The 11,657-nt window shown below is 56.0% G+C and carries 8 protein-coding genes; 2 read left to right on the top strand and 6 right to left on the bottom strand.

All coding sequences use genetic code 11. The annotated features are described in order from the left end of the window. Positions 1–95: 95 nt before the first annotated feature. From MF6394_RS34520 to MF6394_RS07745, 4 genes are all read right to left on the bottom strand, one after another. Complete coding sequence (locus tag MF6394_RS34520) at positions 96–266, bottom strand: hypothetical protein (RefSeq protein WP_338013595.1); 171 nt, start codon at positions 264–266, stop codon at positions 96–98. Between the two features lie 628 nt (positions 267–894). Continuing rightward, complete coding sequence (locus MF6394_RS07755; RefSeq protein WP_078466423.1) at positions 895–1,905, bottom strand: helix-turn-helix transcriptional regulator; 1,011 nt, start codon at positions 1,903–1,905, stop codon at positions 895–897. Between the two features lie 92 nt (positions 1,906–1,997). Next, positions 1,998–4,109, bottom strand: a complete 2,112-nt coding sequence (locus MF6394_RS07750; protein ID WP_078466422.1) for an AAA family ATPase — start codon at positions 4,107–4,109, stop codon at positions 1,998–2,000. Positions 4,110–4,384: 275 nt separating this feature from the next. Then, positions 4,385–5,260, bottom strand: a complete 876-nt coding sequence (locus MF6394_RS07745; RefSeq protein ID WP_078466421.1) for a WYL domain-containing protein — start codon at positions 5,258–5,260, stop codon at positions 4,385–4,387. A 120-nt stretch (positions 5,261–5,380) separates the two neighbouring features. Here MF6394_RS07745 and MF6394_RS07740 point away from each other — a divergent pair, with 120 nt between their 5' ends. Beyond that, the gene (locus MF6394_RS07740) at positions 5,381–5,638 is read left to right on the top strand and encodes a hypothetical protein (RefSeq protein ID WP_015093398.1); all 258 of its coding nucleotides are present in this window, start codon (positions 5,381–5,383) and stop codon (positions 5,636–5,638) included. Positions 5,639–5,648: 10 nt separating this feature from the next. Then, on the top strand, positions 5,649–6,701 hold the full coding sequence (locus MF6394_RS07735) for an ADP-ribosylglycohydrolase family protein (protein WP_078466484.1): 1,053 nt from the start codon (positions 5,649–5,651) through the stop codon (positions 6,699–6,701). A gap of 370 nt (positions 6,702–7,071) precedes the next feature. Here MF6394_RS07735 and MF6394_RS07725 read toward each other — a convergent pair whose 3' ends face one another. Together MF6394_RS07725 and MF6394_RS07720 are read right to left on the bottom strand one after the other, a co-directional pair. Then, positions 7,072–9,417, bottom strand: a complete 2,346-nt coding sequence (locus MF6394_RS07725; RefSeq protein ID WP_078466420.1) for a dynamin family protein — start codon at positions 9,415–9,417, stop codon at positions 7,072–7,074. Beyond that, a complete protein-coding gene (locus MF6394_RS07720) occupies positions 9,414–11,657 on the bottom strand; it encodes a dynamin family protein (protein WP_057711077.1) in 2,244 nt (747 codons plus the stop codon). Before MF6394_RS07720 ends, MF6394_RS07725 begins: the two co-directional genes overlap by 4 nt.

The following is an 11,657-nucleotide window of genomic DNA, read 5'->3' as shown; positions in this document are numbered from 1 at the left end:
CGTTGACGCTCCTTGTGAACGCTGATGGTTCAACGCACCGTGATTGGCGCGTCGTCGCAATGGGGAAAAATAGACTGCTGATCAGCGACGTGGCGCTACGCTACGAACCTGGCGTGACGGTTTGTGTCGAGCCTGCCAGGTTTTTGTAGCGAAACCAGGGTATCTGTTGCATCCGCCACTGAATCCAGTGGCCGGTAGGCTGCCGCCGCACGATGCAGTGTTTTGCCAATCTGAACCCGCAGCTCGGGCGGCTGCTCCACCACCATTGAGTCGCCTAGGGACAAAATCCACCAGTGCAACTGCCAGGTGTTGCGCAGTGTTGAACCGCCCGAAGCGGACATCCCGGTACATGCTTTGTGTGAGCTCCCTAGTCCAATGCACGCCAACTGATTGCGTCTGACTGTTCCCAGATTTGACCTTGCTCAAAGTGAAGGTAGGCGCGCCACCCTTCGATGCTGTTAAATGGTAGATCGAAATCGACCTCAGCCACTGTGACATGGGGGCCACAGTACTGAGCCATGTATGAATTGAGTTGGTCAAAAAAAATGTCCGGTAGCTTGGTGCTACAGGTCATATAACACGAGGTTCCATTTTCGAAAAAGTCGCACGGCCGCACGACCGACCATAATGTGGCAGGCTCTTGATCGGGGTTTTCCGTTATCCAGCTACGGGCTGCCTGATGGATCAACTTATGCCAATTACCGTCAGCATATGGGCCCTCAATACCCCACATATCAACGACAAATAGCAGTGCAATTTTTTTCGGCCGACGGAGATTCGGAGTGAATTCAAGGGCGTCTGTCATTTAAAGTCCTTATTTATTGGGCGATGCTGATAAAACCGTGATGATGAGATTCCGATTACCGTCTATTTTCAGCCTGCATGGTTCCACTCTCACTCATACCCAGCCGCAGCATTCCTCAGCTTTTGCGCAATTTGCTCGCGTAGGTTCAGCGGCATTTCAACCACTAGCGCATCGCCCAGCGACAAGATCCACCACTGCAGTTGCCAGCTATTGCTGATCGTTGCTGTGACGCGATAGCCATCGCCATTGCCAAGGTCGGTTAGCGCCATATCTGCGCTCAGCGGCGTTTCTCGCAGCAGGCGAGCTTGCTTTTCACTTAGCCAAGCCTGGAAGGCGATTCTTTCTGTATTGCCGAACTGCAGCGCATCGCTATTCAAGTAGGTCTGTAGATTGAAATCCTTCAGTCCCTGCGTTGGGGACTCCAAGAGGGACAATTCGCGGAATCGATGGACTGCGTACTGGCGCACATCGGTGTAAGAGTCGGCGGTGCCGATCAGGTAAGTGATCAATCCACGTTGCACCAGGGCCAGCGGATTGAGTGTCAGTTGGCTGACTTTGTCGGAGTGTGCGGAGTAGTACTGACATTGCAACTGTTTCTCCTCCAGCAAGGCCTGTTGCAACGTCTCCAGAATTTCCTCTGGAATCTCCGGCGCTTGCAGATTCAAGTCGGGGCGCACGCTGGCTACTTTATCCAGCCAGCGTGCGGCTTGATTTTCCTCGCCCAATGACTTGAGTTTTTGTCGCGCGTGGTTGAAACGAGGCTCCAGCACTCTGAGCATGCTGTTAGGCAGCAGTGGGCGGATTGCGTCTTCGACTAGAGCCAGGCTCAACGCCTCGGTCAGGGTAACTCCCTGCAATTCGACGCTGACACCGGGTTTCCAGTACCAACCGTAAGGCGCGCTTGCGTCATTGCATTGCAGGGGGAACATCAGCGACAGATCGATCAGGTCGCGTTCAATCGTACGCCGGCTGATTTTATAACCCGATAAGTGTAGGCGCGTGGTGAGTTCGGCGGTGGTGATTCCGGGTGATCTGGACGGCAACTGGCGAAGCAATTCCCACTGACGGCTGACGGTGGATTGGGCTTTGGCAGAGGGCAAGACAGGCTTCCTTGTGTAGTGCTTAAGCTCGGCATGGCGACAAGGGTGATAGATGGCACTAAGCCAGTCAACACCCGTCCGAACGTCCGCTGTCAATGTACGAACCCTATAGGTCTCTGCTTCCCGGCAGTTTTGAGACGGGTTTCAGCGATGAGCGCGCTGGCCAACTCGTTCGCATTGGCGAAGGGTTTGAAGCGCGCTTGCCTGGCCACCGAGGCAAAGTCGCCTGGGGCCAATTGCTGTTCGCTTCTCAGCCGCAGGCTTGCCGTCTTGGTGGGGTCCTTGAGCTTAAGTGCCTGCAAGTGGGTGCTGAACAGCTGCTGTACCTGGGGTTGGTCCAGGTAACCAAAGTAGATTTTCATGTCGAAGCGGCGCAGCGATGCTTCGTCCAGATCACGGATCAGGTTCGTTGAGGCAATGAACAGGCCACGATAGCTTTCCATCTGGGTGAGCATTTCGTTTACTGCTGTCACTTCCCAGCTTTGCTTTGCCTTGCGTCGATCCTGCAAAAAGCTGTCGACTTCATCGAGGAGCAGTACCGCGCCGTCCTGAGTGGCTTGTGCAAAAGCTTCGGCAAGATTCTGTTCGGTCTGGCCCACATACGGGGAAACAAGATCAGATACCCGTTGCACCATCAGTGGCCTGTCCAGTTCCTGTGCCAACCAACAGCCGAAGGCGGTTTTGCCAGTGCCAGGAGGCCCGTAGAAACATAAGCGTGCTTCAGCGTGCTTGCGTAAACCTTCGACCAGACCATCGAGTGGTACATCGGTGTTGATCAGTTCAGGCGAGTAAAAGCTCGGCAATCGCTGGCCCTGTGCGCCCTCCAACTTGTCAAAACCTTGGGCTTTGAGTGTGCTGTCGACCAGGCACTCGACCGTTGCATCAAGCTTTTTGCCGGCGCGGGGATTCAGGCTGCGGGCGATGCGAACCGCGCGGGTGATCACTGCCGGTGTCGCATGTTCATGATCGATAAGTTTCTCCACAAGCTCATTGCCCAGCTTGTCGGCGCTGCAGTCCCTAATGATTTGCTCGCGCTGTGCCCGAGGCGGGTTTGGCAGGTTGATGACCAGATCAAAGCGGCGAATGTGCGCCGCATCCAGCGACTCGACACTGTTGCTCAGCCAAAAGCAGGGCAGGGCGTTTTCTTCGAGCATCCGATTGATCCAGCCTTTCTGTGCCTTGCTGCGGTCACCCATACCCATGGGCGTGGGGCTATCAAAAATGTCTTCGATTTCATCCAGGACCAGCAGCGATTTGTGCGAATGCAAGACGCTCATGGCCGAGCGCAATGCGCACAAGCGCTGGCTGGCACTGACCGGATCGCCGTCACTGTCGGTGCAGGCGATCTCATACAGATCGGTATTCAGTGTTTTGGCGAGCAGGCGGCTCAACTGTGTCTTACCCGTACCTGGCGGGCCATAAAGCAGAATGTTCACCCCGCTTCGGCCTTCGACCAATGCCTTGGCCAGGTAGGCTTGGGCGATATCTACGTGCTGACGCAGGTGTTCGTATTTATCGAGCCCGAGCTCACCCGGCGGGCTAAGCCTGAACGCATACTTGAACAACTCGATGGGCTCGTCCTGATTGAAACGCATCAATCCCGGCAAATCAGAATTACCCACGCTCAAGCGGCTGCTCAGGGTGGTGACCGAGCAGGACAGGGTATTGACTTCAAGCAGACCCGCCCGGACCAGTTGACCGTCGTTGCTCAGATACCGTGTCAGTTGCAGCTGTGGAATATCCAACAGGGTGCTGAGCACAGCGAGCATGCGGTTGAAACCGAGCATTCCCAGCTCGTCGGCAGCATTGGTGAGCGTCGGATCGGTATGCATCAGGACACAAAAACCGAGAATGCGCAGTTCCGCCGCATCAAGTTCGAGCAACTCTCCCAGCGCCTCGAGATTTTCTTCCAGCATGTCGGGGTAATCGTAGGTGGTGAACGTCTCATCAAACAGCTTGCGTTCGCCCTTCAAGCGCAAGAGCGCCTGGCGTGGATGGAAATCCTCTTCATCGATCAGCACTTGCAGGCCCAGTTCGATGGCCAGTTCGTCATCGTTAAAGCCATGCCGCTGGATAAGATTCCGATGCCCGCCAAGATCGAGCATCATCATGAACGACCACTTCAGGGTCAGGGCGCAGGTGTCCGCGTTATGGGGGCCGGAACTACGTACATTACTGCGATTCAGCGAACGCGGGATGGGCACGGCGACTACTCCTGATACTGGCGAGACATGATCATGAGGTCAGGGTGCGTCGTAATGTGTCGCGCTCGGGTCAGGGGTGGAATGGCGATGATGCCGTGTCGAAAGAGGCTGGCATACTGATGCGCAGTTCTTGCTGGTGATGAATCAGAAGCAACGGGATGGACTCTCCTCACCTCGGGATCTTGAGTGTCAGACTGCAAGTGCGAACCTCAGTCAATAGTGAGAAGGGGTCCGGATTCCCGGCGTGGAAGTCCACGCCATCCACCACTTGAGCGTCAATCATTCATAAGCCAAGGCTTCAGTTCCTTGAGATTGGTCACCACGATTTGTTGCGCTTCAGGATTAGTGGTCAGGTTTCTGGGGTCGATCTGATAGCGTTGCAATACATACTTCACCAGCGCCCTGCGACTGGGCACCACTAGCTGGCCATCAACCATGCCGAAGTCGGTTTCGATGATTGACTTCTGCGCTGCGTTCAATCGCCCATCGGCTGCAAAGATGACGGGGATCTCGGTATTCCAGTCTTCATCCAGCTTACGAGTGTTCGGCGATTCGTCGAGCAAATCCGGCTGGCCCCGTAGACGGCTGAGTACAAAGTCGCGGTACTGGCCGTTTTTTTCACAGTAAGCCCGCACATGCCAGCGCATACCGGTATAGACCAGCGTGTGAGGGGTTATGAGGCGAATCTCCACGTTCGGGGTATTGAGCGACACGTACTCGGTTTCGAGGCGCAGGCCATCGCGACAAGCCTTGAGCAATGGGCGCAGGACTTCCGGCCGAATCGGACGATCCGGGACTTCGAGCACCTTGGTGTGGGCGTAGGCCAGGGCGAGCCCATCGATGTGCGGGGCGCGTTCGTTGTTCTGGTAAAGCAGGTGCAAATAGGCGCTGGCGCTGTCGTCGATGAACAGCGGCGTGAACGTCTTGCTGGGCACGTAGCCTTTTATTTTTTTGTCATATGTAAGATTTTTAGGCGCATGTTCTGTGATGTAGGTGTTGATGTCCTTGGACGCCTGCTGACGGCTGATGCCGAAGCTCTGCATCAAGTGTCCCGTGGTCAACCGGCCCTCCCACCAGGCAACGGTCTCAATCAAACGATAGCGAAGTGCCAGATCCCAGCGGACCTGTTCGATGGATTGCTTGCGTTTCATACCCTCTCCATGTGCGCGAATACTTTACCTGTATAAGTCTACATTCTAGACCTGTCACTTAACACTACATATCTTGTGTCTGGCATTCGAAATGAATTGAAGTCACGGAAGGAAGTGGGCATGAGTATGTCGGAATTGGTTTCGACAGGGGCGTTGGTGATGATGGTGGCAATACTGCTGGTGTTACTGCATCAGTGGTTGAGGTTGCGTGACCTCTGGCAGATGGCTATGGATTGCCAAAAGAGTGCGCGCTGGGCACGGATTTGGGAGGCAGAGAACCGCGAGTTGCGTTCGGCACTGCGCGCTGAAAAAGCACACATCGAGCAGTTGCAAAGAAAGCTGGTGATTTTGCAGGAATTGATCCCGGCTGAGGGATAAGGGAATGGACATGAACAGACTTGAGCTGATCAAAGGTTGCCTGCTGGGTGGCGCTGTCGGTGATGCGCTTGGCGCCCCCGTGGAGTTTCTCGAGTGGCCGCTCATCGAGGCCAGGTTCGGTCCGCAGGGCATGATTGATTTTGCCCCGGCGTATGGCATCACCGGCTCCATCGGCGACAGCACGCAGATGATGCTGTTCACCGCAGAAGGCTTGCTGCGGGCATATGTGCTTGGGAGTTCACGGCAGCCTTGCCATGTCCCCAGCATTATTCATCACGCATTGCTACGTTGGCTGACGACCCAGGATTACCCCTCGCTGATACCGGTCGCCACAGATGGCTGGCTGATCAAGGATGTGGAGCTCTGGTCGAGGCGTGCCCCCGACTCAACTTGCCTGAGTGCACTCAAGGCCAGTGGGTGGCTTGGGGCGGTTGCCGAAAACCACAGCAAAGGCAACGGTGCCTTGGTCCGTGCTGCACCCTGTGCATTCTTTGCCAATGCATTCCACCACGCGGCCCAGTCCGGACGGCTGACGCACGGGCATCCGACAGGCTATCTGGCGGCTGGGCTGTTTGCCGACATTCTTCAGCGTGTTGTCGATCGACGCGACAGCCTGGAACACGCAGTGACTCAAAGTCTGGCCAGGTATGGGCAAGTGCCTGGCATGGAAGAAACTCGCAACCTCATCGAGCGCGTGCTGTTGTACTTTTACGAGGGTTACTTGCCCACCCCGCAACGCATCGACGATTTTGGCGGTGGCTGGGTCGCAGAACAGGCGCTGGCCATCGGCCTGTGGTGCGCGCTGACCGCACGATCACTTGAAGAAGGGCTGGTCACGGCGGTCAATCACAGTGGTGACAGCAGCAGTACAGGGCTTGTCGTCGGGCACTTGTTGGGCGCGCAGTATGGCACCGCCACCGTTCCTGCTCGCTGGCTCGAGCGCCTGGAACTGCGTCAGGTGATTACGCAGGTAGCTGAAGATCTTGAACACGTTGCGCATGCGTACTGTGGGCTTGACGGCGAGTTTGATGAGCAGATTGAACTGGCGTATCCGGGGAGTTGAGCGCGGTGAAGGCAGTGAACTTGCGCAGCGAAAAAGGAGCTTAAAATGCCGATCAAACCCAGACCCTTCACTTTTGAATGTGAAGGTTGTGGTTGGACGAAAACAGTGGCTCCGCAGAGTGATGCGTTGGCGCCCGGTGAGTGGATCGATCAGTGCCCGAAGTGTGGGAGCAAGGCGCTGAAGATGCGCCCTGCGGGGTGGTTTGCGGGGGCGGTGGCGGAGCTGTTGGCGCGGCGGCGATTTTGAGCGGGTGGCGGATGACCGTAGCACCTGCCTGATCGACTAACGTACAGGCCGGGGATGTGCATCCTGGCCTGTAAGGGACTGCTATAGGGCAGACCCGGGTTCCCAAAAGTGCGCGTTCAGGCATTTAGCGGCGTATTCGAGTGCGCAGAAAGTCATCAGGCTCGGCAGAGGTTCTCGTGCGAACGAGTTCGCAAGCCTCCAAGGCTTTTCGAGCGGCCAGCTTGAGCTTTCGACGAAGGCCCTCGCATTCATCCACCAGTTTTTCCAGCCCGGAAGAATCGAACATTTGCTCAGATATGGGAAATGCTCGATCTATTCTGTCGAACAACACCGTTCCCCCTATTTCCAGCGCATCGAGCTTGAACCCGTTGAACTCGCCTTTGCGGCTCTCCAGCTGCGCTATATCGGTTTTGAGGGCCTGCTTGTAGGCATCGAACACTGCGTCGAGCTTGCTGGTAACTTTCCCGACCACATCCACTTTACGGTTGATAGAGCGCAGGAACTGGTCAAACGTCCGGCCGCTGGAGGGGTAGTCTTTCTTGCGTGTGGATGAATAGGCGCACATGCCCGCGTATTCGATACCAGCAAAGCTCAGGTCGTCGGCTACCTGATCCATGATCTGGCGAATGTCGTCTTGAGACTTCACATCTGCCTTGTTCAGCACGATGTACAGCGACTCTCCGCGAAACGGCGTGGATTCGATGAACTCGATATCGGACTGGTCGATGGTTCCGGCCGGGTCGAGTCCGATGACCCAGACCAGTGCCGATGCCTGATTGACCAGGGAAGCTGCAGTGCTGCGGTCGGAAGCCGCAGCCCCACCCGTAGTACCAGGGTTGTAGCCGGGCGTATCGATGATGCACAGGTTGCCGAACAAGTCCGGATCCATGGGAACCTTGACGCTGATGAAGGGCAGGATGCGCCGTAGGTCGAAGCCGAAGGCCTGGACATATTCGTGGCACATGGATGCGTACAGGCTGGGCTCCAGGTCGATGGCCCCTCCGTTATACGAATAGCCCTTGATCCGGGTTTCTTCGGAACATACAACGTAGCTGGGTACCACGGTCACCGGGTTAATGCCAGTCGCTAGTTGCACGCTTGGGTTATGGATGAAGCTGTTGACGAACGCCGACTTGCCGCTACTGAAGCCGCCAGCAATGCTCAGGATGGTTTTGCCGGCAATGCTCGGGAAGTTGTTCAGCATCTGCATCTCGGCGAGAATCGCCTGCATATCGAGCATTGCCTGGGCTTCGCCGGCCAACGACGATTCGCGACTGGCGAACTCCATGTAGTCGTGGTTGATCAGGTCGGCGAATCTATCCAGCTGTTCATTGGTGGGTGGTTGCTGGGCCAGGACTTTGCTCACCAGGGAAAATTTTTCAGTGAGCGACAGGTGTTGCTTGTTGATGTCTGCGTAGTTGTTCTCCAGGTGCTGCTGAGAGGCCTTGAGTTGCTCGGTCAGGCTTTCCAGCAAGTCGACGTTCTGCTCCGTGGACAGTAACTGGTTTTTATGTTCCTCCAGATACGTCTCCAGTTCGGCTATTTGTGCCAGTGCCTGAGCCTTGCGTTCTTCCAGCTCCGCAGCATTGGCCCGTTCTGCCTCCAGCTGGGCAGTGAGCGCTTCATTGTTCGACTCCAGCGAGCCGATTTGCGCAGCCTGCCCGGCGCACTGTTCGGTCAACCGGTGTTGGGCGTCGTTCAATGCTTCGATCTGCTGGCGCGCGTCGGACAGCGTGTGTAGAAGTTCAGCGATACGCTGTTCTTTTTCGATCAGTTCTTGCTTGCGATCTGCCAGGTGCTCTTCAAGGGAGGCGATCTCGGCAAGCGCCTGAACCTTACGCTCTTCCTGCTCTGCCGCATTGACCCGTTCTGCCTGCAACTGGGTGGTGAGCACCTCATTACGCGATTCCAGCGTGCGGATCTGCTCTGCCTGCTCGGCGCACTGGTCGGTCAACATCTGTTTGACGTTATTCAGTTCTTCGAGCTGCTGTCTAGTATTGGTCAGCGTGCGCTGAAGCTCTGTGATGCACTGTTCCTTGTCGACAAGCTGCTGCTTGTGATCGGCAAGGTGCTCTTCGAGCCCTGCGATCTGGGCCAAGGCCTGAGCCTGTCGCTCTTCCAGGTCCTTCGTGTAAACCTTGGCCTGGGTCAGCGCGAGCATGGCCTTCTGGAGCTTGCTCTTCTCCTGCGCAAGGGCTTCGGCGGTCGACGCCATGTTGGCTGTTTCAACCTGCAAAGCCTCGGTAAGCGAGTCGTTGCGCGACTTCAGAAAGCCGATTTCGTCGTTCTGGCCAGCGCACTGAGTGGTCAATTGCTGATTAGTGCTAAACAACGTGTCGAGTTGCCACTGGGCATCGTCCAGATGCCCCTTAAGTTCAGTTGCCAACTTCTTACGCTTGAACTGCCAGAACCGGGAGAGCGACTCCAGCGTCGATCGTGCCTGTTCATTGATACTTGGCGGGTTGCTCACAGGGTGACCTCTTCGGCCTTGCGCGCCAGACGTTCAAGCCGATCAATGGTTTGAGCCGCGTTGTCGACCTGATCCTTGAGCACATTGATCCTGCGTTGAATCTCGTCGACGAACGAATCGGAGATGGTGGAAGGCGCTTTGCGCTCAACATCGTTGATAAACGAACTGATCTTGCTTTTGACCTTGCTGCCCAACGAACCGATGAAGTCATCGGCTGCGTCCTTGAAGCGTTCAGCTTCGTAGCCCTTGAGCGTGCCGTTGCTTTTCAGGCTCTCGGGCAAAGGAATGCTCAGGTCAAAGTCATCATCTGGAATAGAATCAATGATTGAGTTAATCGCGAGCTTGATCATTTGCCCATTGGCATCTTGTTCAAGTACCTCACGGATCTTCGGGGTGAGGTTCCGGGCCAGTTCTTCGTTCAATCCACGGTGAGAGCTCTCCACCTTGGCACCCAGCTCATCTTGGATGTCGTTCATGAACTCGTTGATGGTGGAGATGACTTGGCTACTGATGATCTTGGCGCGGACGACCGTTTTTTCTGTAGTACCGCCACCCCATAGTTTGCGGGCAATCCAACTTCCAACCCCGTCGTTGTCGACTGTAATGGTTTCACTGAAAGAGCCTTCCGCGTCTTTAACAGTGGACTGTGTCTCACGGAGCAATTGCGCAGCTATCTTGCGCATGTCGTCACGCAACTTCTGGCGGTAGTCAGCCATGGTGTATTTGAAGCTGACATCCAGTTCCAGCGAGAGATCCAGTCGCTTCGACTCCAACGAAGCCAGCTGCTCGTCCAGCTGATCCACATTGGCGTTCTTGATCTGGATGACTTGGTTACGCGCCAGGTTGATGAGCAGCGCCTTGAATGCCTCAAGGTTCTTTTGTTTGCGAACCATTAGGTTGGCGATTTTTTCGCGTGTGATCTCAGCTTTCTTCTCACGCACCTGTGCAAGCATGGCGTTGATCGCGTCAATATTCGCCAGGCTGTCCAGGCTGCTCAACGACAGTTCCTGATTATCGCGGGTGAAGTAATCCGGGTAATCGGTGGACAGGTTGTCCCACGTCACCTGCTCGTTCGAGTCCCAGGTTTCTTGCGAGTTGAAGCGGCGGTTGAGGCTGTGGCACAAGCCTGAGCTATGCAGCAGGTTACGGTGCACCGAGCCGATCAGGTTGTCGAACACCGAGCCCACCTCCGGGCTGCTCAGCTTGAGGTCTGTCAGGGTGCTCTGCGCCCGCGCCGACAGTTGGGTGCGGATGGCTTCCACTGCATCGCTCAAGCGCGCGCGCTTTTCGCTGCCGTACAGCTGTGTGTCGATCTGGCTGGCAACCAGTACCAGTTCCTGAATGCCTTCCTTTTGGGTAATACGCCCCATCACCTCAAGGTCTTGCTCATTGAGGAACTGGCCGGCCGGGCTGACGATGAACACCACGTCGCAGGTTTTCAGCAGTTCGACCGTGCGCTCTTCGCGCGACTGGACCGGATCGTTCATGCCGGGGGTATCGATTATGCAGATATCGCGCAGCGCCTCGAGCGGCATGGCGACATGAACCGTCTTGGTGAACGGCATGTACGTGCCGTCGGCACCTACATAGTTGTGCAAACGAGCCGCCAGCTCTTTCGGGTTACCTGCCTGAATCTCGCTGTGCAAGTGCAGAGTGGCCGCATCGAGACCAGACCTCTTCATACGCTGGTACTGGTCGTATGCCGCGAACAAGCCTTCTTCGCGTTGCAGTTCACTCATGGCTTTTTTATCGGCCATGAGCGTCAGCTGCGCCATATCGAGGGGCGCGTCATTGGCCTGGGCGTTACGGCGCTTCACCAGCTCTTCCAGGCATTCGCGCTTGCGCGCGGCCAGCCGTTGCTCGAACTGGTCCGACTTGAAGCGGATCGCGGCGATATCCGTTTCGCTGTAGAACTCGACCTTGGCCTGGAACACTTCGCCCCAGGTGATGGTGGTCAACGCAGCAGTCATGGGCGTTGCGGCTTTGGGTAGGATCGGCTCGCCATCAAAGATCAACGCATTGAGCAGTGACGACTTTCCAGCTTTCACGCGACCGACAATACCGATGTTCATCAGCCGGTTCTGGTCTTGCAGAGTCTGGCATGCTTGCGCGAGCTGCTGCGGTTGGTCGATGCCGTTTAGCCGCTTGAATTGCTCGATTTCGCGCTCAAACAGGTCCTGGTTACTTGCGGCCAGTGTGTGCAAGTTTTCGCTAAAAGCGACGAGTGATTGGTAATCCAT

Source organism: Pseudomonas sp. MF6394, from assembly GCF_002018845.1.
GTDB classification, from domain to species: domain Bacteria; phylum Pseudomonadota; class Gammaproteobacteria; order Pseudomonadales; family Pseudomonadaceae; genus Aquipseudomonas; species Aquipseudomonas lactis.
This window is presented reverse-complemented; position numbering and strand designations above follow the sequence as displayed.